The sequence below is a fragment of the Sorangiineae bacterium MSr11954 genome, assembly GCA_037157815.1.
Classification (GTDB): Bacteria; Myxococcota_A; Polyangia; order Polyangiales; family Polyangiaceae; genus Pendulispora; species Pendulispora albinea.
The window spans coordinates 8148581-8173731 of the sequence record CP089984.1; the positions used below are offsets into that span (position 1 = coordinate 8148581).

General features: G+C 67.1%; 17 protein-coding genes. 5 read left to right on the top strand and 12 right to left on the bottom strand.

Translation table 11 applies throughout. From position 1 onward, the window contains the following. Positions 1-4 precede the first annotated feature (4 nt). From LZC94_31540 to LZC94_31550, 3 genes are all read right to left on the bottom strand, one after another. Positions 5-613, bottom strand: coding sequence for a Uma2 family endonuclease (locus tag LZC94_31540; protein WXB12370.1), 609 nt, complete (start codon positions 611-613; stop codon positions 5-7). 70 nt (positions 614-683) lie between these two features. Next, positions 684-2465: a hypothetical protein gene (locus LZC94_31545; GenBank protein WXB12371.1), complete on the bottom strand. Its 1782-nt coding sequence runs from the start codon at positions 2463-2465 to the stop codon at positions 684-686. Positions 2466-2510: 45 nt separating this feature from the next. Continuing rightward, the gene (locus LZC94_31550; protein ID WXB12372.1) at positions 2511-3596 is read right to left on the bottom strand and encodes an aldo/keto reductase; all 1086 of its coding nucleotides are present in this window, start codon (positions 3594-3596) and stop codon (positions 2511-2513) included. Positions 3597-3715: 119 nt separating this feature from the next. Between LZC94_31550 and LZC94_31555 the strand changes: the two genes are divergently transcribed. Both LZC94_31555 and LZC94_31560 read left to right on the top strand, forming a co-directional pair. After that, positions 3716-4615 (top strand): LysR family transcriptional regulator, encoded by a 900-nt coding sequence (locus LZC94_31555; protein ID WXB12373.1) that lies wholly within the window; start codon positions 3716-3718, stop codon positions 4613-4615. A 114-nt stretch (positions 4616-4729) separates the two neighbouring features. Then, entirely contained in the window at positions 4730-5959 is a 1230-nt protein-coding gene (locus LZC94_31560; GenBank protein ID WXB12374.1) for a hypothetical protein, read from the top strand. Here LZC94_31560 and LZC94_31565 read toward each other — a convergent pair. From LZC94_31565 to LZC94_31580, 4 genes are read right to left on the bottom strand one after another with little or no spacing between them, the layout of a single operon-like run. Further along, complete coding sequence (locus tag LZC94_31565; GenBank protein ID WXB12375.1) at positions 5956-6495, bottom strand: hypothetical protein; 540 nt, start codon at positions 6493-6495, stop codon at positions 5956-5958. The two genes, LZC94_31560 and LZC94_31565, sit on opposite strands and share 4 nt — an antisense overlap. Then, positions 6492-7601 (bottom strand): NAD-dependent epimerase/dehydratase family protein, encoded by a 1110-nt coding sequence (locus LZC94_31570; protein WXB12376.1) that lies wholly within the window; start codon positions 7599-7601, stop codon positions 6492-6494. Before LZC94_31570 ends, LZC94_31565 begins: the two co-directional genes overlap by 4 nt. Continuing rightward, on the bottom strand, positions 7577-9814 hold the full coding sequence (locus LZC94_31575; GenBank protein ID WXB12377.1) for a DUF362 domain-containing protein: 2238 nt from the start codon (positions 9812-9814) through the stop codon (positions 7577-7579). Before LZC94_31575 ends, LZC94_31570 begins: the two co-directional genes overlap by 25 nt. Continuing rightward, the gene (locus LZC94_31580) at positions 9811-10134 is read right to left on the bottom strand and encodes a hypothetical protein (GenBank protein WXB12378.1); all 324 of its coding nucleotides are present in this window, start codon (positions 10132-10134) and stop codon (positions 9811-9813) included. The genes LZC94_31575 and LZC94_31580 overlap by 4 nt, the downstream gene beginning before the upstream one ends. A 184-nt stretch (positions 10135-10318) precedes the next feature. On the opposite strand from LZC94_31580, the gene LZC94_31585 reads away from it, so the two are divergent. Continuing rightward, positions 10319-11881 carry a hypothetical protein gene (locus tag LZC94_31585; protein WXB12379.1) on the top strand — a complete coding sequence of 521 codons (1563 nt, stop codon included), beginning with the start codon at positions 10319-10321 and terminating at the stop codon, positions 11879-11881. Positions 11882-11926: 45 nt separating this feature from the next. On the opposite strand, the gene LZC94_31590 is transcribed toward LZC94_31585, so the two are convergent. After that, positions 11927-13270 carry a cobalamin-dependent protein gene (locus tag LZC94_31590; GenBank protein ID WXB12380.1) on the bottom strand — a complete coding sequence of 448 codons (1344 nt, stop codon included), beginning with the start codon at positions 13268-13270 and terminating at the stop codon, positions 11927-11929. A gap of 129 nt (positions 13271-13399) precedes the next feature. Then, entirely contained in the window at positions 13400-15439 is a 2040-nt protein-coding gene (locus LZC94_31595) for a hypothetical protein (GenBank protein ID WXB12381.1), read from the bottom strand. Between the two features lie 80 nt (positions 15440-15519). Between LZC94_31595 and LZC94_31600 the strand changes: the two genes are divergently transcribed. Further along, positions 15520-17589 carry a UvrD-helicase domain-containing protein gene (locus tag LZC94_31600; protein WXB12382.1) on the top strand — a complete coding sequence of 690 codons (2070 nt, stop codon included), beginning with the start codon at positions 15520-15522 and terminating at the stop codon, positions 17587-17589. A 219-nt stretch (positions 17590-17808) separates the two neighbouring features. On the opposite strand, the gene LZC94_31605 is transcribed toward LZC94_31600, so the two are convergent. After that, positions 17809-19611, bottom strand: coding sequence for a DUF885 domain-containing protein (locus tag LZC94_31605; protein ID WXB12383.1), 1803 nt, complete (start codon positions 19609-19611; stop codon positions 17809-17811). A 100-nt stretch (positions 19612-19711) separates the two neighbouring features. On the opposite strand from LZC94_31605, the gene LZC94_31610 reads away from it, so the two are divergent. Further along, positions 19712-20356 (top strand): Uma2 family endonuclease, encoded by a 645-nt coding sequence (locus tag LZC94_31610; GenBank protein ID WXB12384.1) that lies wholly within the window; start codon positions 19712-19714, stop codon positions 20354-20356. A gap of 1 nt (position 20357) precedes the next feature. On the opposite strand, the gene LZC94_31615 is transcribed toward LZC94_31610, so the two are convergent. Together LZC94_31615 and lon are read right to left on the bottom strand one after the other, a co-directional pair. Then, positions 20358-22628 carry a bifunctional salicylyl-CoA 5-hydroxylase/oxidoreductase gene (locus tag LZC94_31615; protein ID WXB12385.1) on the bottom strand — a complete coding sequence of 757 codons (2271 nt, stop codon included), beginning with the start codon at positions 22626-22628 and terminating at the stop codon, positions 20358-20360. A gap of 44 nt (positions 22629-22672) precedes the next feature. Continuing rightward, on the bottom strand, positions 22673-25075 hold the full coding sequence (gene lon, locus LZC94_31620; GenBank protein WXB12386.1) for an endopeptidase La: 2403 nt from the start codon (positions 25073-25075) through the stop codon (positions 22673-22675). Positions 25076-25151: the final 76 nt, after the last annotated feature.

The following is a 25151-nucleotide window of genomic DNA, read 5'->3' on the forward strand; positions in this document are numbered from 1 at the left end:
CCGTCTACATGCGCCAGAGGGTGCCGAGGGGGAGTGGCATGGCCTCGAACGGCTCGGCGTGTACTTCGTCGTCGCCTTCGTAGGTGTCGACGAAGTACCAGCGCTCGCGCTCGAGGCGGTACACTTCCAAGGTCTGCGCCTCGGGGTTTACGAGCCAGGCGTGGCCGACGCCTTCGCGGCGGTAGATGCGCATCTTCTTTCCGCGATCACGGCGTTCGGTCGAAGGTGAAATGACTTCGCAAAGCCAGTCGGGGCGGACGGTGATGCCAACGGGGGCGTGCTTCGCGAGGGCGGAGCTTGGAAAGCGGTCGCGGTGCCAGCCCGCCAAATCCGGAACCACCTTGTCGGGTTTGGGTCCGAGGTGAAGCTCGGGCTCGATGAGGAAGATCCAACTGTCGGGGCCACGAGGGCCACCAAGGTTGAACTTACTGTTTAGCTCTGTAAGGAGATTGGATGCCGCCAGCGAATGCTTCGGCCGTGGACGCGGCTGCAGGAAGAGCTCGCCGTCCAAAATTTCCGCGACCATCTCCGGCGGCGCGGACTGGAAAGCCGCTTCCACCTCCGAATCGTTCGGTGCGGAAGGATCGTATCCATACACCTTTGCGCGGTTCATCCTCGAAGCTTACCACCGCGGGCCCGAACGCACCCGCCACCCGCGCGCTGCCGCTCGACGCCCCGGCGCCTTAAGCCGGGTGCCCGGACGAGCCTTGCACGGCTTGCGCGCGCTGCGCCGGAGGCAGACGGCGCTCGGTGCCTTCCCACGCCGTTTTCGAAGAGGCGGTGCGCCGATCCACGAAGGCGGTGACGAGGGAGAGCACCAGGGTGCGCGTGGCCGCGAGGGTCGGAATTTCGGGGACCAGGCGGACGACGCGTTCGTGGAGGCGGCGGCCGGGGAGCGGGCGCTCATGAGGGGCGAGGGCGAGCAGCTTGGCGGCAGCGGCGCTGGCATCGTGGACGCGGACGAGCACCTCGGGCGCCAAGTAGGGACCGTCGGGGACGCCGGGCCAGGTGGCGCCGATTTCGATGCCGATGACGCCGGGCATGGAGGCGCGCGGCAGGACGAGCAGACGCAGCTCGTCGTGGTCCTCGCTGCCCACCGGGTGCCTGGCCCACGCGACCACCCGAAGCGCGGAGACGTGCTTCTTCATGGCGTTGAAGAGCGACTTGAGCCACGGCGCGGAGGCTTGCGGCAGCGGCGGTGGAAGCTGGGCGCGCGTGCCCGTGAAGAACAGCGGGATCAGCATCAGCGCGTCGAGCAGCACCAAGTAGCTCGCGGCGCGGCCCACATAGCGCTGCACCAGGACGGCGGCGCCCACGGCCACGGCGAGCACCAGCGCCGCGGCGATCTTTCCGGAGCGGGTCGAGGCATCGAACGCGTCGCCCTCGCGCGGAGGCGACGCAAACGCCTCGCGCTCGCGCACCGTCGACCAGCTCCCCGGGCCGCGCGGGCGCAGGATCACGCGCGGCGCGCGGTAGGCGGCGGCGAACATGGCGCCCGCGAGAAAGACGCCGCTCCATGTGGCGTATCCCGCGAGCTGGAGCGCAATGCTGGTGGCGGCGGCCCCGCCGGATGCCGCGATGCGAAAGGCCGGCGCGAGCGGCATGAGCGGACGCGCCGCGACTTTTTCGCGCGCGTAGAGCGCGGACGCGTGCTTGTTCTTCTTCGCGACGGCCGCCGCGAACAAAACGCCGATCAGGGCGGCGAACGCCGTGCGCAGGCCCTCGTGGAGCTTGCCTTCCGCAGGGGCCGACGCTGCGGCCGGCGGGCGCAGCTCCGGCGCGTGCACGGCGGGAAAGGCCTTGGGATCGACGCGCGCCCCCCAGGTGACGCGCTCGCCGCGGGCCACGTGCGGGCGCACGATTTCGAGCTCGTCGCGATCGGACGAGCGCCGCAAGGTGGAGACGACGCCATCGCCCCCTGCCCCATCGGCGCGCCACGGGCGAGGCTCCGTCGGGGCCGACGGAAGATCGAAGACCATGCGCTCGCCGTCGATGCCCTCCGGAAGCGAAGGCGAGGTCCATGCGATGCGCCAGAGCGCCAGATCCTTGCTGATCGCCTTCTCGGCCACGAGATCCAGCCGGTAGCGCACCTTGACCACGTAGGTGCCGCGGCGAAGGGCCTTTTTATCGAGCATCTCCACGTGCAGCGAGGCATCGCGATCGTCGCCCGCGGGCGGCTGCAACGTCACCTGCCCTGCGAACGAACGCCCATCCTCCGCGGTGACCACCGCCTCGGACTCGACCGCGACATGGGGCTCGATGCCGGCCAAGTCGAAGCTCGTGAGCGTGCCCGATACCACGCGGTACGTGATGGCGTGCTCCATCTGCGCCATGCCCGCGTCATCGATGCGCGCGCGCATGTCGTGCGCCGTGGCGTGTGCCTCGCGGTAAGCCGCCCGCGCGGGCCCCGGCGCCCAAAAAAGGAGCCCCAGCATCGCGACCCCAGCCAAATCTCGACGAAGCACGCCCGACATGTCCTACATGTACGCACACATGCCGGCGAGGGCAAATTACGTGCGTTTCACGATGGTGGCGCCGCCGAAAATCACGTTGTTCGTGATTTCGCGCGCCAGCATATCGTGGGGCACGCCGAGCTCGATGGCGGTGGCCGCCTCGAGCCGCGCGCGCTGCTCGGGGGTAAATGTCACGTCGAGCGCGCCGAGGTTGTCCTCGAGCTGCCGCACGGTGCGGGCGCCCACGATGGGCGATGTCACGGCCGGGTGGAGCAAGGTCCACGCGAGGGCGACTTGGGCGGGCGTCTTATCCATCTCGCGCGCCACGGACTGGACGACCTCGGCGATCTCCAGGTTGCGCGCCGTGAGCACACCGTTGACGGCGGCGACGTTCTTGCGCGTTCCAACGGGGTTCGCCGGGCCGGGGGTGTCCTCCAAGTCGGCCTTGGAGTACTTGCCGGTCAAGACGCCGCTGGCGAGGGCGAAGAAGGGCACCACGCCGAGGCCCAGCTCTTTGGCCATCGGCAAAAGCTCGCGCTCCACCGTGCGCTGCGCGAGGCTGTACTCGATCTGCAGCGCGACGAACGGCGACCAGCCGCGCAGATCGGCCAGGGTCTGCATGCGCGCGATCTGCCACGCGGGCGTGTCGGAGATGCCGGCGTAGAGCACCTTTCCGGCGCGCACCAGATCGTCGAGCGCGCGGAGAATTTCCTCGGGCGGGGTGGTGCCGTCCCACGCGTGGAGGTAGAGGAGATCGATGTAGCTCGTGCCGAGCCGCGAGAGGCTCGCCTCGACGGAGCGCACCATGCTCTTGCGGTGGTTGCCGCCCGAGTTGGGATCGCCGGGCTGCATGGTGAGCGTATACTTGGTGGCGATCACCAGCCCATCGCGCTTGCCCTGAGCAAACTCGCCAATGAGCTTCTCCGATGTGCCGCCCGTGTAGAAGTTCGCCGTGTCGATGAAGTTTCCACCGCGGTCGACGTACGTGTCGAAGATGCGGCGCGTCTCATCGCGGTCCGCGCCCCACCCCCAGTCGGTGCCGAAGGTCATGCCGCCCAGCGCGAGCGGGGAAACGCGGAGCCCCGAGCGGCCGAGCAGGCGGTACGTGTCGAGGGAAACGGCGGAAGAAGCAGATGTGGTCATGGTGCATGTCCTCGCATGCGGCAGGCACCTCGTCCTGCCCGCACCGTGGAAGATGCGACCTTTCCGCTCTTTTCAGAATCGCACACAATCGAATGAGCCTATTAAGCTGAGGGTACATAATGCGCGGAAGCGAATTTGCCGAGCTGAACGCCTTTGCCACCATCGCGGCGCACGGAAGCTTCGCGCGCGCCGCCGCACATTTGCGCGTGTCGCCCTCGGCGCTCAGCCAGACCATCCGCGGGCTGGAGGAGCGGCTGGGGGTGCGCCTCTTGAATCGCACCACGCGCAGCGTCGCCGCCAGCGAGGCGGGGGCCCAGCTGCTCGCGAGGCTTCGGCCGGTGCTCGACGAGCTCGACGCGGCGGTGGCCGATGTCACGGCGTTTCGCGACCGGCCTGCGGGCACCGTGCGCATCAACGCCGCGCGGATGGCGGCCATTCGCTTCCTGGGGCCCTTGCTGGGTCGCTTTTACCGAGCGCACCCGGAGATCGTGCTCGACGTCACGGTGGACGATACGCTCGCGGATATCGTGGAGGGCGGCTTCGACGCGGGCATTCGCCTGGGCGAGCGGCTCGAAAAGGACATGGTCGCCGTGAAATTGAGCGGCGACATGACCAGCCTGGTGGTCGCGACGCCCTCGTATCTGGCCCGGTATGGAACGCCGAAGACGCCTCGCGATCTGCACCAGCACCGCTGCATCAACGCGCGCTTCCCGACGAATCGAACGCTGTACCGTTGGGAGTTCGAGCAAGGAAAGAAGAGCGTCGAGGTCGCGGTCAAAGGGCCGCTCGTCCTCGACGATTGGGATCTCGTGCTCCGTGCCGCGCTGCAAGGCGTGGGCATCGCATATGTCATCGACCCCAGGGCCCAGAGGTGGATCGATCGCGGAAAGCTAACGCGCATCCTGGAAGCGTGGTCGCCCACATTCCCGGGCTTTTACCTGTATTATCCGAGCCGGAGGCAAACGCCACCCGCGCTGCGCGCCTTCCTCGACTTCGTGCGAAGCCACGCGCTCGCGTGAATCGGTGCTTCGTTATTCCTAGGGGCGACCGCCCCCACGATGTCGGCCTCACAATTTTAATAAAAATGAGACTTATAGCAACATAGGCACTGCGCGAACCGATACGTACTTATTGTGCGGTCGTTCGATAGCTATCCTTATCGCTTCTACGTCGCGCTCGACGGAAACGGCGTCAACGGGCTCGAAGGCATGGCGGGGGTGTGCCTCTTCCTGTACGACCCGGCCGATCATGCCTACGCCTACAAAATCCGGTACTACGACGGTATCGCGGCGGGCCACGCGGTGTCGGTCAATCCGGGTGCCACCGTTGGCTTTCTTGGGAACGCGGGCCAACACCTCCTGCTGTACGACGCCCGCACCCTCGAGGAGATTGGCCGGGTGTCGACACTGCGCTACGAGAACCCGGGCTCGTCGCTGCAAGGCTCGACGCACCTGGTTTGGACGTCGGACCGCGAGTTCATCACGGCCATCGGCACCGGCTTCTATCGCTGTTCCGTCGATGCGCTGGAGCAGGGCACGCGCCTGGCGGATCATCGCCTGAAGCTCCCGCATGCCATGAAACGGACCGCCTCGGGGCGCTATGTCGCCGTCGGCTCGATGGATAACCCGGCGGACGGCGCCGCAGGCGAAGCCCGTCATGTGGGCATCCTCGATGTGGAGACGATGCAAATGCGCGTCGTGCCGCTGCCGGCCACGTGCTGGCACGTGGTGGCGCATCCCACGCGCGACGTTTTTTACGCCGTCTCCTTTCGCGTCATGCCGCAGGAGCACGTGGACTGGCACGAGTGGGCCATGGCGTACTTGAAGGAGTACGCCTTCGAGATCGATGCGCCGAGCGCCCGGGTGCTGCGCCACTGGAGCGCCGGGCGTGAAGTGCCGGCTCATATCAACTCCGACATCTGCCTGTCCGATCGCGAGCTGATCTTCTGCAACGGGGGCAGCCAGACCATCATGTGCATCGATCTCGAGAGCTTCGCCAAATACCGCTTCATCGACGAGAAGCCGGATCTGCAAGCCCAGATGGACCGGCCGCGCGAGGTGGCCACCCAGGTGTTCGACGTGCTCGCGCGCGGGAGCATGTTCACCAGCACCCACCGCATGCTCGGTGCGCTGCGGGTTTCGCGCTTCGCGTTGCTCGACTCGGTGTACGCGTGTCAGCTGTCGAAGGATCAGTCGCTGCTCTTCACCGCCAACCGCGGGCTCAATCACATCACGGTCTACGACTACCCGTCCGCCACCGTGCGGTTGCGCGTGCGCATGCCGGAGATCCGTGAATACTTCGCCTGGATGCCGGAGTTGGCCGATCCGCGGCTTGGATTCCACCACGGGTATCTGGTCGGCTAGCGCTTGCGATCCGCGGCGATCAGCTCGCCCGCGGCCACGATGGCGCGGGTGAGGTTTCTCGGGATGAGGGTGCTGACCATCGACTCCACGAAGCTCGCCAGCACCGGTTCGAGCGCGGGCGACAGCACGCCGCCGAAGCCTGGCCGGAGCTCGAAATAACCTTCGAAGCTGACGCGCGTCCCGCGTCCGGCCATGGCGCTCTCGTAGCGCGTACGGCCGCCGCAAGCGACGTGGTCGTGCAGCAACGAGGGCTCGATCGTCCATTCGCAAAGGCGCTGGGCATCGTGCCATCGCGCCCGGTCGAGCCAGCTGATGGTTTCGCTGCCGAGCGCGTCGCGCAGAAGCGCCGGGACCTTCTGGCTCGCGATCCAGCGGTTGAGAAGTCGCGCGCCATCGGGGTCGAGGGTGCGCTCGAGCTCCTCGATGCCGTGGAGATCGTCCATGGTCGCGGCCACCGCGGACAGACGGTCGCGCATCGTGGTCCACACGGTGTCGACGGGCTCGCGGATCATCGTAAAGCTTCGGAACTCCTTCATCGTGCCTCGCTCCGATCCCACGCGCCAAGCGCTCGCCGTGCCGCGTGCACCTCCGCGTGGAGGCGCAAGGTGCTCCGCAACTCCCGCGACACGTGCTCGCTTCCGGCGAGCCATGCGCAGGCCTCCGCGAGCGCGGCACGTGCAGTCCGCGGCGCGTAGCCCATGGCCGCAGCTTTGGCGTGCGAATACCAATAATAACGGCCGACGAGCCGCGCCTGCTGGCGGGTCGTCAGCGCCGCGCGCCGCTCGAACCGAGCGCGGAGCTCTTCAAAACCCGCGGCGGCAAAGGCCAAGGTGTGGTTGATGCGGGTGCGCGGCGGGTCCGCGCCGCACAATCCGGCCACGAGCGCGTGGATTTGCTCCCACTGCAGGTTCTCGCCGCCGAGCAGGTAGTGTTCGCCCGCCGTACCGCGGGTGGCCGCGAGCCAGTGGCCGGCGGCGACGTCACGCACCGAGACGATGTTGCAGCCGCCGGGGTAGGTCATGCGCAGCGGATCGGATAGGTAGGCCACGATCACGCCATTCGAGGGGCCGAGCACGGTGCCGTACGGGCCAACGCACATGGTCGGACAGGTGAACACGATCTCCAAGCCTAGCTCGCGCGCCAGCTCCGCCGCCGCGACATCCTGCTGCACTTTGGACGCTACATAGACCGGCTCCACGAAGCCGTCGGCGGACACGGCACCGCGCGGCGCGGTCTCGTCGAGCCACCGGGGCGTCGGTGACGAGCCGAAGATCACCGACGACGAGGTGACCACGACCCGCCGCACACCGGCCATGGCGGCCGCGCGCAGCACGTTCTGCGTTCCGGTCACGGACGTGCGAACGAGCGCGTCGTCGCTCACACGGTCGTACGTGAAGTGGGCGGCGGCGTGGAAGACGATCTCGCAGCCTCGCATTGGACGAGCCAGTAGGTCGGGGGATTGCAGGACATCACCCAGCACGCGCGGAGCCGCCGTGCCCTGCAAAGCTTCGAGCCGGCTGGTGGCGCGCACCATGGCGTGGACGTCGACATTCCGGTGCAGAAGCTCGCGCACGAGGTTTGCGCCAACCAGCCCGTTTGCGCCCGTGACCAGCACCTTCATGCCCGCTCGCCCCTCGCCCATGGATCGTGCTGCTGCCGCGAGACGGCGAGATCGCGCAGAAGCGCCTCGAGCGCGCCGTCGAACCATCGGCCCCACACCGTGGTCGCGGGGCTCATCGCGTTGACGTGGGGCGGCGCGGCGGGTGGTGCCTGGAAATGGAGGAAGCCGTCCGTGTCCAAGGTTCCTGCAGACGCCGCGGGGTCGCCCGGCGCGAGGCGCGACCGCGACACATCGAACAGGAGCTCCTTGACCAGCGGGACGATTGCTTCGGCCAGCCGCGTGGCGGTGGCGGCGAGCGCCTCGATGGGCCGCGTGGTGGTCGCCAAGGGGAGAGCCGGATCGGGAGGCGCGCGGCCGATGGCGATGTCGCGCCCTTCGAGCAGAGCCTCGAAGGCCGCGAAGGTCCGCGAGAAGAAGGTCCCGTAGGCGTGGTCGATCAGGTGGGACTCGAGATCCGGCCGGAGGCCCGGGCGCAGCGCTTCGAGCATCGGCGGGAGCGGGAAGTGCTGGCAGCCAAAAATGGTCACGCGGGTGATCCCTTCGCCCGCAGCGGCGAACGTTACGATGCCGTCGTCACGGATCGCCGAGCCGTTCTCCGAAAGGATGGTCTTCCAGAACATGCGCTGGTGGTCGGCCGCATGCTCGATGGACTCGATCTTGGCTACGTCGATCGGCTTGCTGCCCCACCACGCCAGATAGTTGGGCTGCGGTAAGTAGAGGTTGCGCTCCGCCTGGCGGATCGGCCGGCCCTGCTCGTCGCGCTGCAGCACGACGATGCTGCCGCCGAGGTAGTCACTCATCGATTGAATCACGCGCGAGATATCGACCTTGGCCCGAAACTCCTCCAGCGGTACGGCGATCTCCCGGGTGCAGCAGAACACCACCGCACCATCGAGCTTCCGCCACCGCAGCGCGGCGTTGTCGTCCGTCGGTGGCAGGCTGGTGTCGAGCCAAGCCTCGAGGGCCTGCATTTCAGAGACCATCGCCTGGTAGTCGGCCTCCGTGCAGGCGAGGGTCTCGGGCGATATGCCGGCGAGCCTTCGCCCGACTTGGTCCTTGTCGTAGTTGATACGCCAGGCATCGAGCGCAAAGTCGATCGCCACGCACACGTGGTTCAGCGCGACGATCGCCGCCCGCATGGTCTCGTCGGTGTCGAGCGCGCCGAGGCGCGGTGCGATCCGAGCTTGCAGCCGCGCGTCGATCGGGTGCTGGAGCGGGAACGATGCCGTGTCGACCCGCTGCAGCCACGGCGACAGCAAGCGGCGGAAGGTCGGCGAGCGGTCGCGTGCGCGCGTCGCGTTCACGAGCAGCGGATCGGGCAGCTCGATACCTGGTAACGGCACGAGGTTGCCCCGGATCGGCCGGGGCACGCCGCCGCCGCGCAGCGCACGCAGCGCGGACCATAGCGGGGAGCAACCCGGATCGGCGCCCATTTTGGAGGCGGCCGCCGCGTCCACCGTCACGAGATCGCGCCCGACCACCACCGCCGCGGACGGGGCGCGCCGCGGGGCGTTCCGGCCGCCCGAACCATGCGCCACGCCGCACAAGTCGACGATGCAAAGGCCAAGCGGTGCGCGGTCGAGCAGGAGCGACAACGCCCGTGCGGCGTCCGCGGCCTGCGGGAACATGCGCTCGGGTTCGGCCGCTGGCCAAGCGCGACGGAGCGTGTGCGCCGCGAGGGTCAAGGTGTCGTGCTGATCGGTGCTCGCCTTGGCGACGACGAGGCGCAGGCCCGCGTCGCGCCAGGCGCGCGAGAGCATGCCGCCCGCAAAGGGCGTGGTGTGGTCGAAGCCTCCATCGACCAGATCCTCCGACAAGTCGAGGATGTCGTAGGGCGTGCCGCGTGCGGTTTCGTAGGTGTAGCCGAACAAGTCGGCCAGCACCGGTACGGCGCGATTCTCGGCCCAGGTGCTGGAGTCATCCGGGGACGATGCGAGCGCGATGTGCTGCCACCCCATGTCACCCAGGCGATCGATCACCTGCTCGACCAGCGCGCGGCTCGGCAGCACCGGCGAATGGCTCTCGAAGGCGCCGAGGTCCACCAGCACCAGCGCGCGCCGGCTCGGATCGCTCGATGCCGATTGTGTTTCGAAGCCCAGCGTCTCGAAGCCCAGTGTCTCGAAGCCCAGCGTCTCGAAGCCGATGGCGTCGAGCGCGCAGCTCAGCAGAGCGGAAGGGTCGGCCGCGGTAGCGTCGGTGGCTTGGGCGATGGCCACCGCAGCGGCATCGATCATGCTTTTGGCTCGTTGCCCTCGCCCCTCTCGCCGGGCGGGCTCACGGTGCGCGTCTCGACCTTCAGATCATTGATCCCCACGAGCGACACTGCCCACTTGGCATAGGCCGACGCGAGGCCGATGCCGAGCTCGATGGCCTGGCGTGACTCGCTTGCGACCAATTTGAGCGTTGTTTCCGCCACCTGCGCCGCGTCGATCTCGCCCTTGCCATACGAGGAGAGGGCGTTGGCGTATTGCATGACGGCGCTGCCGTACTGGCTGGCCGCGCTACGCAACACTTGGCTGACGTTGCGCTCAATCTCGCTTTGCAGATTGCCCATCGAGACCTCCATGAATTTCGAAATGGACAGTGGATGCTTGCACGCACACCTCCAGCGCGCAATGGAGCCACATGCCCGACGTTCCGAACTCATGGTATGCAGAGCGATGGGTAAGCGCATTCGTTCTCGAATCGATGAAAACTCGGTCGAGCCTCGATGCGCGCACGACAACGAGGGGACGATCGTGACGCAAGTGATTTTGGTGATCATCGCGCTTTGCGCGATCGCCGGATGCGCGCCGAAGTCGGGCTCTCGTGTACCGGACGGTGAAAGCCGCACGCCGGAGTCCGGACCGATGTCGTCGCCCGAAGAGTACGGCGATCGGCCGATTTCAGCAGAGGCGGGCGCGGACTATTTTCTTCGCCTGGGCGGCGGCGATCCTTATGCCACGGGCATGGCCTATCCGCTGTTTCTGGCCCTGATGGAGGCTTATCCCGGAGAGCTCGGCCGCGACTGGAATGCGTTTGCGGAGAAGTTCGGGATGATTTCCGATCCCGAAGCAAAGGGCGATCCGCGCGTGCTGCCCATTGGGTTTCACCTCACCGTCGACCCGAAAACGAACGTTCCATGGTTGGTTGCCAATTGCCAATTTTGCCATGCGGAGCGCATCCGCCTTCCGGGCGGGGACCGCATCGTGCCAGGCATGGGCAACAAGAGCGTACGGCCCCACGCGTACGGGGCGGCGCTCGTTCGCATCGGGACGGATCCGGGGCTCGATCCGGCCCGTCTGACGGCGCTCGCCACGCAGCGCGCGGCGGCATGGAATGTCGCATGGCCCGAGGTGATGCGGCGGCCGATCGTCGATGCGACCCTCGCGGCCTTCAAGAGCGGCTCGGCGAGACGGGCAGCATGGGCCAAGCAGGTCGACGATGCGCTCCCGGGGCGCACGGCCACCATCGAGAGCTTCGCGTTCGCCCTCGGCGAACGGCAAAACCAGACCATCGTGCTCCCCAGCACCATCGGCTGGGTCAAGACGCCCGATGTGCGAGGCTTCCCATTCCGCGAAACATTTTCCTACGACGCATCCGGATACGGCTCGCCGCAGGCGCTGGTCTTGGAGGCGGACTTCCTCTTCGGCACGCGCGCCGAGTGGTACCTCTCGCACCCGCACATCGCGACGAGCATGTACCTTTACCTGAAGAGCTTCACCCGCAAGCTCCCGTTCCCAAAACCCGTCGACGAGGCGCTCGCCCGCCGGGGCAAAGGTGTGTTCGAAGCACGCTGCGCCGAGTGCCACGGCTTCTATGTCGATCATGGCGACGACGTCCGAGTGAGCTACCGCGAGCGCGTGATCCCGCTGGACGTGATCGGCACCGATCCTGCGCGCGTCAAAGCCGTCACGGCCGACTTCGTGGAGGCGGCCAACCGTTTCGAGATGACGCGCGGTTACACGCGGGTGCGAAATACGAACGGTTACGTGCCGCCGGTGCTCATCGACGTGTGGGCTCGCGGCGTCTTCGGTCACGCCGGACAGTGGCCCAGCCTCGAGGCGATGGCCACGCGGCCGGATGAACGCCCGCGCCAATTCATCGTCGATACGCGCGGCCTCTACGATCTCGAGCGCGTGGGCGTTCGTCACGAGATCGTGCCGCGCGGCCGCCCCGCCCGCCCCCTCAAGCCCGGCGAGTACCTGTACAACGGCGATCTTCCGGGGTTCCGTACCGACGGCCACCCCTTTCTCTCCAATCTTCCGCCCGCGGATCGTCTCGCCACCATCGAATACTTGAAGACGCTCTCGGCGGATTGACGTCCGCCCCAACGGCTCACCGGGTGACCGCTCGCCGCGTTCCGTTCAACGCGAGAGCGCACCGCGGCGCGCACGCGCCAGATGGACCCAGCCCGGCCCGCGCAGGCGCGCCTTCTGGAGAAAGGCCGACACCTTGGCGCCAAAGCGGATCCCGAGCTCGGGCACGATCCACCCGGCGCGCTTCGGCGCCTCGCGCGCGAGGAGGTCGAGCAGCGCTTGTCGGTGCTCGGCGCGGCCCACGCCATGGCTCTCCCGGTCCTCCATATAGGCGATGAACACGGCCACGTCGGGATCGAGCTCCTCCACGAACGCCAAGGTGCGCTCCGCCTCGGCGGCGGTCTCGCCTTCGGCCCCCAAAACGAAGGTGTGGCAGTCCGCGATCCCGTGCGCTCGAAACGCCGCGCGCACCCTGCGCACCTGGTCCAACGTAAACGGCTTGCGGAGGCGCTCCAGCACGCGCGCCGAGCCCGAGTCGGTCCCGATCTCGGCGCCGACGCAGCCGGCGCGCGCCATCGACTCCACCAGCTCGTCGTCGAGCGACGCGGGTGAGACGTAGCAGACCCACGGGAGCGCGACGTTTCGCGCGATCTTGGCGCGGCACACGGCGAGCGCGTGCGAGCGCGGCACGTTGAAGACGCTGTCGACCACGAAGGCGTGCGACACCTGACCCGAGGCGGCCAGCGCCTCCATCTCGTCCACCACCGACTCGGGCGCGCGCACGCGCACCTTGCGGCCCTCCAGATCCGGGTAGTCGCAGTACGTGCACTGGAACGCGCAGCCGCGCTTCGTCTGCAAGGAGGCGGTGCCGTCGAGCGCGATGTAGCGCGGATCGACCAGATCGCGCGCGGGCCGCGGGAGATCGTCGAGCTCGTAGGCGCCCGCGCCTTTACGTGCAATTTGCACATATTTTCCGGGCGACGACTGCGCGCGGATCACGTCCGACGTGACGATGGGATCGGGGCGCTCGCCGCGCGCGAACGCGTCGAGCAAGGCGCGAAAGGTGCGCTCCCCTTCCCCGACCACGGCGTGGGTGGCGCCGAGCCGCTCCATGAGCTGCGTGGGGCGCAAGGTCACGGCCGAGCCCCCGAGGACGAAGGGCGCCCGCGTGGCGCGACGGATGCACGCGGCCACGTCTTCGTAGTAAGCGAGGAGCGGCTCGCTGCCCGCGTAGGTGTTGTCGTGCAGGTTGCGCAGGCCCAAGCCGACGACGTCGGGACGAACGGCGGCGATGGTCTTCTCGAGGACCGCCAGCGGATCGTCTTCGAAGCACAGATCCAGCACCTCGACGTCGTGCGCCTCGCGCACGGCCGCCGCCACCGAGAGGACGCCGAGCGGCACGACGGCCGAGGGGAGCTTCTCGCGGTTGGCGGAGACGAGGAGCACGCGCATCGTGCTCCCATGCTACGCGAAGCCGCGTGGAAAGTCGGCCGCGCCGCGCCGCGGGCCTCGGAAAGAGCCCCGCGACGCGTCGGACCGGAGTGTCCTTCGGGTTGCTCGGCTGCCTCGGGTCCTTCGGGTTCAGCGCCCCAAGTTGATGGACGCGGCGATGAGTTCGCGAACCGCGGCCTTGGGCACCTTGGCGGTCACGACGAAGGTGCCGGCCGCGTCTTTCCCTGGCTGTACGAGGAAGGTGAACGGAACCGGTGTGGCGCCATGGGCCGGCGAATTGGCGAGCGTGCGGAACGGATCCTCCGGCTGGGGATGGCGCTCGGACGCAAAGGTCAGCGGGTTGGCAGAGAGGAAGCCGCGCGCGTCGAAGAAGCCACCCGCGTTCAGCTTGGCTTGCTTCAACTCCGCGAGCCCCTCGCGCTGCTCGAGGGACGTTCCTCCGGCCACGACCCCCGCGAGCGTCTTGGCGACCAGCGCATCGTCCATGCCGTACGCCACGAGGGTGCGCGCGCCGTCGGGCGCGAAGAAGACGTGGAGCTTGACGGGCTTGTCCAGCTTGACCGTTACCTTCTTCGGCGCCGGCGCGGCCGCGCCCTTGGCGCCGGCCTTCGGCTCGGCCGCCTTGTCCTCTTTGACGTCCGCGTGCACGAAGGTGAGCTCGTAGTGCGTGGTGCCCTTCGGCAAGCTCGCGGTGAGCTTCGACGGCGTCTCTTTCAAGGTCGGGGCTGGGCTATGCGGGTGCCGCTCCTTGAGCCACTTCGCCACCGCGGGGCGCGCGACCAGGGCCGCGATCTCCTTGGCCACCGATTGAACCTTCGCGGCCGGCTCCTCGAACGAGGTGATCGCCCAACCCCCGAGCTGCGCCACCGCCGTCCGCACGGCCTCGGCCCTCGCGAGGTCGGCCTTCGCATCCGGCTTTCCGCTGCCGCCGCCGGCCGCACCCAGCGCCGCAAACGCCTTTTGCTGCGCCTCGAAGTCGAGCCCCTTGGCGTGCACGGCGGGCGAGGCCAAGAGCGACACCAGGTGCGAAATCGTGCCCTTGATGGCGTTCTTGTCCGCCTCGGCGAGGCCGCCCTTGGCGAGGCTCTTCGTGAGGGCGTCGAGCGCGAGATCGCGCGCGTGCAAGAGCTCCTTCTCCTCGGTGCCCCGGTGGAAGTACGCCACATCGGAGGAGGCGGGCATGCGCCAGAAGGCGTCGGGCGGCGCGGCGGCGCGCTCGGGGTGGCTCAACGCCAAGCGCGTGGTGAGCGCCTGGTTCGACTTGAAGCTCGCGGCCAAGGTGCCCTCCGCGCCGGGGTCGGCCGCCTTGGCGTCGAACTGGAGCTTGTCCAGATCGAGCGCAAAGTCCGCGAGATCGCCGATGGCGGCCGCCGTCAGCTCGTACACCGCGGGGTTGTCGTCCTTCCGGATCCCGAGCACGCCCGCGAGCAAGGTCGGGAACATGGAGCGCCCTTGGTTCAGGGTCTCCCGGAACGGTCCGAGGGTCAGATCCATATGAATGTCGGACGCGAACTTCTCACGCGGCGTGGTGCGCGACAGGTACGGTCCGAGCGCCTCCAAGCTCCACGCGGCGGTCGCGCAGACCAGGCGCACCATCGCCCCCGCCGGCGCGGACGCCGAGGCGTCGGCCGACGGATAAATGGCGCAAAAGCGGCGATCGTCCTCTTCGTCCTCGCCCTGCGCCTTTTGCTCGAGACTGTAGACTCCACCCTTCGCGGCCTTCAAGGTAAAATACTTCTCCAAGACGGGCCGCGACTCCTCGAGCGGGCGCACCGCCATCGAGAGCGCCAAGCCCGGCGAGGCCGAGCGCCCGCGCGGATCGGTGGCCACGGCAAAGTCCACTGGGCGCCCGAGCTCGGAGGCCGCGGCGATGGGCGCGCTGGCCACGAGCCTTCCGACCATGTCCTCGGGCAAGGTGGTGCCCGCCCAGCCGCCGGCGACCTTCAAGAGATCCCCCGGCTTGGCCACGCGCCCGAACACGATGAGGGTGGACGGCGCAGGGACCGCGCTCACATCGGGCGGCGTGGTGGCCGACGTGGGCTTGGTCTCCGCCGGCTTGGGCGGGGCGGCCGGCTCGGGTGTCGCGCCCCCACAGGCAAGGCCAGCAAAGGTCGGGAGCAACAAAAGCAACGACGGGGCGAGGCGAGCGACGCGCTTCGAGCGGTTCATGTTGAGGCCAGCATACCGCGCATATCGCGGCGATTCTTTCAATCTAGTTCCCGCGGCGACTCCATGCTTATGGGGGAGCCATGGTTGGTCTCAATCCGGCTCAGAAGAGAGCGGTCGAGCATCAAAACGGCCCGCTTCTCGTCCTCGCGGGCGCTGGATCAGGAAAAACGCGCGTCATCACGCAGCGGATGGTCCGAATGATGGAACGTGGGGTCCCGGCGTCCACCATCGTGGCGCTGACCTTCACCAACAAAGCCGCCGCCGAAATGGGCGAGCGCGTGGCCAAGCTCCTAGGGAAGAACAAGGCGGGGGCCAAAGGGCTCACGATCTCCACGTTCCACTCCTTCGGTCTGCACGTGCTCACGCGCGAGAAGCGCGCCCAGAACCAGGCCTTCACCATCTTCGACCAGGGCGACGCGCTCGGGACCGTCAAGGAGATCCTCCGCAACATCGACGCCGGAAAACGCTTCGACGTGCCCGCCATCATGTCGCGCATCTCCAACGCCAAGAACGCCTTCTTGCTGCCCGAGGAGCTGCCCGACGACGGGGTCGATCCGTACAACGAGATCACCAAGATCGTCTACCCGCGCTACCAAGCGGCGCTGCGCACGTACTCGGCCTACGACTTCGACGATCTGGTCTGCGAGGTGGTGCGCGTCTGGCAATCGCGCCCCGACGTGCTCGCGCGCTGGCAGGAGAAGGTCCGCTACCTGCTCGTCGACGAGTACCAAGATACGAACCGCGCGCAGCTCATGATGCTGCGCCTCTTGGCCGAGCCGCACCGCAACATCTGCGTCGTGGGCGACGACGATCAAGCCATCTACGGATGGCGCGGCGCCGACGTGCGCAACATCCTCGAGTTCGAGGAGCACTTCACGGGCGCGGAGGTCGTGAAGCTCGAGCAAAATTACCGCTCGAAGCAGGCGATCCTGGACGTGGCCAACGCCGTCATCGGCAAGCGTGTGGGCGTGCGCCACAAGAAGCACCTCTTCAGCGAGCGCGTGGGGGACGAGAAGATCACGGTGGCATCGGCGCCGACGCCGGAGGCGGAGGCCTCCTACGTCGTCCGTGAGATTTCGCGCTGGATCCGCGACGAGAAGAAGCAGCCGCGCGATCTCTCGGTGCTCTACCGCTCCAACAGCCAAGCGAAGCTGATCGAGGAGTCGCTGCGCTCCGAGGGCATCGCGTACCGCATCGTGGGCGGGCAGCAGTTCTTCGAGCGCAAGGAGGTCAAGGACGTCCTCTCGTACTTGAAGCTGGCGCTCAACCGCTCCGACGAGATCAGCTTGCGCCGCATCATGAACTACCCGGCGCGCGGCATCGGCGATACGAGCGTGGAGCGCCTGGCGCTGCACGCCCAAGCCAAGGGCTGGACTTTGTGGCAAGGCATCGAGCGGGTCGATGCCTTCGACGACATCTCCGAGCCTGCGCGCCAAGGTTGCAAACAGCTCGAGCGCATCGTGGGCGATCTGCGCCGCAAGATCCTGGTCGAGCAGGTGCGCGCCAGCGAAGTGGCGTCCTTTTTGTGCCAGCAAATCGGCCTGCGGCAGGAGATCGATTCGAGCTCCCCCACCCCGCAAGCCGCGGCCAAGCGCTGGGGGAACGTGGAGGGCCTGATGGGCACCCTCACGCGGCGCGAGGCCAAGGTCGGCACGGAGCAGGCGAACGATCTCGCCAACTTCCTGCACGCGCTCACCCTCGATTTCGGCAAGGAAGAAGACGCCGAGCCCAACGCCGTCACCCTCTCCACGTTGCACGGCGCCAAGGGGCTCGAGTTCGAAATCGTCTATTTGATCGGGTGCGAAGAGGGTTTTCTCCCGCACGCACGCACCCTGGAAGATCGCGCGACCGACGCGCCCGCGCTCCCCGACGACGGCAGCAACTCGGCCAAGGCGGCCGACATCGAAGAAGAGCGCCGCCTCTTTTACGTCGGCGTCACCCGCGCGCGCGATTTCCTCACGCTCTCACGCTGCAAAAACCGCGCGATGCGCGGCAAGCCCGTGCCGCGCACCCCGAGCCGGTTCTTGATGGACCTTCCGCCCGAGCGCATCGTCGAAATCGAGGTCCGCGACGAGCCGACCATGGGGACCAAGGCCGGGCTCGAAAAGGCGAATGCGCTTCTTGCGATGCTCGAGGGGCTCGGGCAGTAGTCGGGCGCGCAAGTGTGAACCGGCGCGCGGGCGCGCAGGTGTGAACCGGCGCGCGGGCGCGCAGGTGTGAACCGGCGCGCGGGCGCGCAGGTGTGAACCGGCGCGCGGGCGCGCAGGTGTGAACCGGCGCGCGGGCGCGCAGGTGTGAACCGGCGCGCGGGCGCGCAGGTGTGAACCGGCGCGCGGGCGCGCAGGTGTGAACCGGCGCGCCCGTGTCGGTCATTCTCCGAAGATTTCGCGCTCGAGGAGCCCCGGGGCGACGGTGCCTCGGGTGAGCACCTCGGTGTGGAAGGTCTTGAGCGAGAAGCGGGCGCCGTCGCGGGCGCGCATCCGCTCGCGCATGGCAAAGATGCGTTCGCGGCCGATCAAGTACGAGAGCGGCTGGGTAGGATTCTCGGTGTAGCGTTTGACCTCGTTCAAGGCGAGCTGGCGCCCGAGGTGGACCTCGTCGACCAGGATTTTCACCGCTTCGTCGTAGGTCATGCCGCGGGTGTGCAGGCCCACGTCGATGATCACGCGCGCGGCGCGCACCAAGGTCCATACGAGCTGCATGAGGCGCTCTTCGTCGGTGTAGTAGCCGAGCTCCGCGAAGAGCTCCTCGCTGTAGAGCGCCCAGCCCTCGGAGAAGATGCTCGGCCCCGTCACCTTGCGCACCACCGAAGGATGGAGCCGCGAAAACGACTGCTGCAAGTGGTGCCCCGGATAAGCCTCGTGCACGGCGGTGTCGACCTGATCGCCGTGATCGTTCTCGCGGAGCCACTCTTCCTGACGTTTGCGCGGCCATTGCGGCTCGGCGGGGGTCACGTAAAAGAACCCCTTGGCGCCAGGCGGATCGAAGGGCGGCGATTGATCGTACGCCGCTTGGATGGTGGTGCGCCGGAACTGCGGCGTCTCGATCACCTCGAGGATGTCGCCCGGCGGAAAGGGCATCACGTCCTTGTCGACCAAAAACTGACGCGCCCGCGCGACCTCGCGCCGATACGACGGCAACAAATCGGCCATGGTCGGATGATGCGCCTTCACGCGCTCCACCACGTCGCTCCACCGCTTGGCGGAGGGATCGATGCGGCGCGCCGTCTCCGTCAGCTTTTGCTGTGTATCGTCGAAGACGCGCTTGCCCATGGCATGAATGGCGTCTGCGTCCTCGGTGAGGAAATAGTCCTCGCGGGTAAGAAACTCGAACAGCGGCTTGCCGGCGGCGAACTGCCCCGTCGAACGCGGCAACAGATCCTTCGTGAGCCAAGCCTTGTAGCCGGCATACGCCTCCTTGGCCGCGCGAACCGCCGCGGTGATGCGCGCCTTCTCCGACGGCAGCTCTTTGACGAGGAGCGCCGACTGCTCGTCGAGGAACCCTTTGGCGCCATCCGCCGACTCGATGCCAATCTGCGTCGCAATGCGCGACGGGTTCTTGAGGTTCGTCTTGGCCGCGGCCACCGCCTGCGGCAGCTTCTCGATGCGCGCCAGCGCGGTGCGCGCCCGATCCGCGGCCGGCGCAAAGTCCCGCGCCATGATGACGAAGATCGCCGACAGCGGCTCCGTATAAAAGTCGGGCCGCGTTTCATGCGGCCGAAGCGCCTCCGTCCGGCGAATGTCGACCGCCAGGGCATGCTCCAAAATCGACAGATCCGTAAAGCTCGCCCGCGAGGCCCGCGGCTTCTCCGGAAAGCGCGCCATGAGCTCGTCGAGCAGCTCGCGCTCCCGCGCCGTGACGCGATGGATCCCTTCGAGCGAGCGATCGTTCAACTCCGAATCGCGCGTGTGCAGACCAAGGGTCGTCGCCGTCTCGGGCCAGCACTCGACCACGAGATCGACGTACCGCTGCCCATAGGCAGCAATCACGGCGTCATCCGGGTTCGCGTTGGCTTGCGCGGCGCCGGCATCGGCGGGCGCGTCGGGTTTGGAGGCGGACGGTCTCTCCGTCGGGGCGGCGGGCTTGGGCGCGATGGTGTCGGGCGCTGCCCCGCCGCAGGCCGCGGCGAGGGCAAAAGCTCCGATGCACGCGAGCGCAGAAAGGCGATTCATAGCGCAGCCATATCGCGGCGGCCGCAGTGTTGTCCATGGCAGCGGTGTACGCGCTGGAGCCGAGACACCCACCGCGACGAAACGGGCTATACTTCTCCCCATGGTGGCGGCTCAAACGGCGGAAAACTTTGCGGAGGGTAGCGCCGTCGACCACGGCCGACTCGAAGCCGAAGAGGTCGACCAGCGGGTGATTCTTCACGGAATGACCTGGAAAGACTACGAGATCATCTTGGCCGTGCGCGGTGAGCGATCTCTGCCGCGCATCTATTACTTGGACGGCGAAATCGAGCTCATGAACCCCTCCTGGATGCATGAGGATGTGAAGACGACCATCGCGCGTCTCCTGGAAGCCTATGCGGACGAACGAGGCCTCGAATTCAATGGCTATGGCCAATGGACCTTGCGCAAAGCCCGAAAGAAGCGAGCAGCGGAAGCAGATGAATGTTACATCCTCGGAGCAAAGAGAAAATCGGTCCCTGATCTCGCCATCGAAATCATGTGGAGCCGGGGCGGTCTAAACAAGCTCAAGATTTACAGCGGCCTCGGAGTGCGCGAGCTTTGGATTTGGGATCGCAAAGGCTCGATTCAGGTCCACATTCTGCGCGGGCAGCACTACGAGCCTTCCGACAAGAGTGAGCTCTTGCCCGAGCTCGATCTAGGCTGGCTCGTCAGCTTTTTGCACTATCCTACACAAAGCCAGGCCGTGCGAGCGTTCCGCGCTGCCATGCGAAGCGCTCCGCGCTGAATCACCTTGGACGCGGCCGCACCGCCTTGTACTGATTCGGCCACGCCAAATCCGAATACCCCAGCTCCTCCGCGGCCGCCAAGGTCCAATGCGGATTGCGAAGGTGCGGACGCGCAAGCACGCACAGATCCGCGCGCCCGGCGATGAGGATCGTATTCACTTGATCGGCGGAGGTGATGTTGCCGACCGTCATCGTCGGGATCTTGGCCTCGTTGCGGACGCGATCCGAATAGGGCGTCTGGTACATACGCCCGTAAACGGGCTGCGCGTAAATCGATGTTTGGCCGGTCGATACGTCGATGATGTCGGCGCCGCGCTCCTTCAACGCGCGGGCCAGGATCACGGCCTCATCGCCCGTGAAGCCTTGATCGTGCCAGTCGGTGGCCGAGATGCGGACGCTGAGCGGCTTGTCCTTCGACCACACCGCGCGCACGGCCTCCACCACCTCCAGCGGGTAGCGCATGCGGTTCTCGAGCGACCCGCCATACGCGTCTTTGCGAATGTTCGACAGCGGCGAGAGGAAGCTCGAAAGCAGATATCCGTGCGCCAGGTGGACCTCGAGCAAATCGAAGCCCGCGTCTTGTCCCATGAGCGCCGCCCGAATGAAGTCGGATTTCACGCGGTCCATGTCCGCGCGGTCCATCTCCTTCGGAACTTGGCTGTAGGGCAAATACGGAATGGGCGACGCGCTGATGATGGGCCAATTGCCCTCGTCGAGCGGCTCGTCCATCCCGTCCCACAGGAGCTTGGTCGAGCCTTTTCGCCCGGCGTGCGCGATCTGCAAACCGATGGCCGCCGCCGACGATTGATGCACGAACTCCACGATGCGCCGCCACGCGGTCACGTGCTCGGGCAGGTACATGCCGGCGCAACCCGGGCTGATGCGCCCGTCGCGCGAGACGTCGGTCATCTCCGTCATGACCAACCCTGCCCCGCCCATGGCCCGGCTGCCGAGGTGCACCAGGTGAAAATCGTTCACCGTGCCGTCATTTGCAGAATACATACACATGGGGGACACGACCACGCGGTTCTGCAAGGTGAGGCCGCGCAGCGAGAAGGGCGTGAACATCGGGGGCGGCGGCGGCTCGGGGCCCATGCCGCGATCGATCGGGACCACCTGCGCGCGCGCCATCTCGCGGGTCGCATAGCCCTCGGTGGCGCGCCCGATCAGCTCGGGATCGCGCAGCTTCAAGTTGTCGTAGCCGATGCGCTTGCTGCGGGAGAGCAGGCTCATGGCGAAGGTCATCGGATCGTGACCCAGGTAACGCTTGCTCCCCTCGAACCAGAAATAGCTGTCCTGCGCCGCCTTTTGCGTGCGCAGCACGATGTCGTGGCGCTCTTTCTCGTAGGCGTCCAGGGCATCGTCCAAGCGCGGGTGCTGCGCCAGCGCCTTGGCCAGCGCGATGGAGTCCTCCATCGCCATTTTGGTCCCGGAGCCGATGGAGAAGTGCGCAGTGTGCGCGGCGTCGCCCATGAGCACGATTTTGCCGTGCCGCCAGGTGGCGTTCTTCACGGTGACGAAGTTGACCCAGGTGGAGCGGTTCGTCAGGAGCTCGTGGCCATCGAGGTGCTTGGCGAAGAGCCGCTCCAGGTAGGCGATGCTCTCCTCGGTGCTGGCGCGGTCCAAGCCCGCCTTCTTCCACGAGGCTTGATCGCACTCGACGATGAAGGTGCTCGTGTCCTTGTCGAAGCGGTAGCCGTGGACTTGAAAGAGCCCATCTTCGTTCTCTTCGAAGATGAATTGAAATGAGTCGAAGAGCTTGGTGGTGCCGAGCCAGATGTATTTCGACGGACGCGCGTCCAAGTGCGGACGAAAGACGCTGGCGTAGCGTGTGCGCACTTTGCTGTTCACGCCGTCGGCGGCCACCACCAAGTCGGCCTCGCGGAAGACGTCGATCGACTCGAAGTCGTCCACCTCGGTGCGAAATTGGATTTCCACGCCGAGGCCTTGGGCCCGACGGGTGAGGATGTCGAGCAGCTTGCGGCGCGCGATGCCGGAGAAACCATGGCCCCCGGAGCGGATGCGCTCACCGCGGTAGTAGATGTCAATCGCCTCCCAGTGGGCGAAGGTTCGCGTGATCTCTTCGTGGGTCTCGCGGTCGTTCTGCTCGAGGTACTCCAAGGTCTCGTCCGAGAAGACGACGCCCCAGCCGAACGTCTCCCCCGGTGCATTCCGCTCGAGAATGACCACCTGGGAAGACGGATCGGCTTTCTTCTGAAGGATACCGAAGTAGAGACCGGCGGGCCCGCCGCCAATGCACGCGATCTTCATGGGTCGCGTGCAACTCTAGCCGATGTTTTACGATGCGGTTCGGTTTACGAGCCCGCCCCCGCGCCTCCTCCGGCTCCGGCCTTGCCGGATGTCGTGAGGGGGATATCCATCGGAAGCGCGGACAGGTCGATCCCCTGCGCTGTGTCGGCCGGCTCCAGCGCGAAGGCGAGGACCTCGCTCATGTCGCTGGCAAAGCCGATTTCCAGGTGGCGGCGCACCTCCTCCGGCACCTCGTCGAGATCGCGCGCGTTCTTTTCCGGGAGAATGACGCGGGTGAGGCCGGCACGATGCGCTGCGAGGACCTTGGCCTTGATGCCGCCCACCGGGAGCACCCTTCCGCGCAAGGTGACCTCACCGGTCATCGCCGTGTCCGAGCGCACTTTTCGACCGCTCAGGAGCGATGTGAGCGCGGTGAAGATGGTGACGCCCGCGGAAGGTCCATCCTTCGGCACGCCGCCCGCGGGGACGTGGACGTGAACGTCTTGGCCCTCGAGGAAGCGCGGATCGACCCCGAGCGCGGTCGCGTTGCTGCGCACATAGGTGAGCGCGGCGCGCGCCGACTCCTTCATGACGTCACCGAGCTGGCCGGTGATCTCGAGCATCCCCTTGCCCGGCATGCGCGACGTCTCGATGAAGAGAATGTCGCCGCCCACCGGGGTCCACGCGAGACCGGTCGCCACACCCGGGACCTGCGTGCGCTCCGCGACCTCGCTGAAGAAGCGGCGCTTGCCGAGGTGGGTGGCAAGATCGGGGGTGTCGACCGTGAGCTTGTGCGGCTTGCCGTCGGTGGCGCGTGCCACCTCCAGCGCCAGCGCGCGGACGAGCTTGGTGATCTGCCGCGTGAGCTGCCGCACCCCCGCCTCCCGCGTGTAGTCCGTGATGACGGCGGAGAGCGCGGGCTCGGTCAGGTTCAGCGAGCCCTCGTCGAGGCCGTGATCGCGCAGCGCCTTGGGAATGAGGTGGCTCTGGGCGATGTGCGTCTTCTCGTCGGGCGTGTACCCCGCGAGCTCCAGGATCTCCAAACGATCGCGGAGCGGCGCCGAGAGGGTCTCCAGGGTGTTGGCGGTGGCGATGAAGATCACCTCCGAGAGATCGAACGGGACCTCCAGGTAGTGATCGGTGAACGTCTTGTTTTGCTCGGGGTCGAGCACCTCGAGGAGCGCGGCCTCGGGCGATCCTTGCCAACCCGTGCCGAGCTTGTCGATCTCGTCGAGCAGGAACACGGGGTTCTTCACCTTGGCCTTGCGCAGCGCATGCACGATGCGGCCGGGGAGCGCGCCCACGTAGGTGCGCCGGTGACCGCGGACCTCCGCCTCGTCGCGGACGCCGCCCAGCGAGATGCGCACGAAGGGGCGCCCCGTCGCGTCGGCGATGGATTGGCCGAGCGACGTCTTGCCCACCCCTGGAGGACCGGCGAGGCAAAGGATGGTGCCGCGCGGGTTCTTCGAGACCTTGAGCACCGCCATGTGCTCGAGGATGCGCTTCTTCACCTCCTCCAGGCCATGGTGGTCGGCGTCGAGCTTCGCCTTGATGGCGTCGATATCGTCCTTGGCCTCGGCGCGCGTGTTCCACGGGAGCTCGGCCAAGGTCTCGAGGTACGTGCGCGCCACGTTGGACTCGGGGCTCTGCGGCGACATGCCCTCCAGCCGTTTGAGCTCGCGGTCGGCCACGGAGCGGGCTTCGTCCGGGAGGCCGGCCTTGTCGAGCTTCTCGCGCAGGCGGCTCAAATCGTCCTCTTTGTCGTCGCCCAGCTCGCGCTGGATGGCGCGCATCTGCTCGCGCAAAAGGACGTCGCGCTGCGTTTTGCCGATTTCCTTTCGAACGTCGCCCTCGATCTTGCGGCGCATCTCGGAGAGGGTGGACACCTCGTTCACGAGGGCCGCCACCTGGCGAAGGCGATCGATCACGTCGATCGTCTGGAGCACCTCCATCTCTTTGTCGGTCGCCAGCCCAAGGCCGGCCGCGATTTGATCGGCGACCAGACCCGGTTGATCCTCGCTGGCGCGCACCGAGCTGGCGGCGCCGCCGGATCGACCGGCCAGCTCCTCGACCCGCTCGCGCAAAACCTTGGCGAGCAGGCGCGCCTCCTCCACATTGGAGACCGGCTCCTCGACGATGCTTCCCTCCGCCGTCCAATACGGATCGGTGCTGACGAGGTGCGCCATTTCGAAGCGGCCGAGGCCCTCGACCGTCATGCGGTATTCGCGATCGCCGGCGCGGGCGATTTGCTGCACCCGTGCAAAGGTGCCGTAGTGATAAAGGCCATCCTCGGTGGGCTCGGTGACCGAGCCATCTTTTTGCGTGACCACGACGAGGATGTCGCCGGGGCGAACGGCGCGGGCGAGCGCGACCGAGCGTTCGCGACCGAGCGGGAGCGTGACCGTCGTTCCCGGGAAAATGACCCCGTTACGCAGCGGCAATAGCGGAAATGTCGTTCTCGAACTCATCGAGTGTCTCCCAAACCGCTCGCGTGTCCCCGGATAATCGCCTCCGCGCCCTGATGGCGCTTGGCTCGTGAGGACT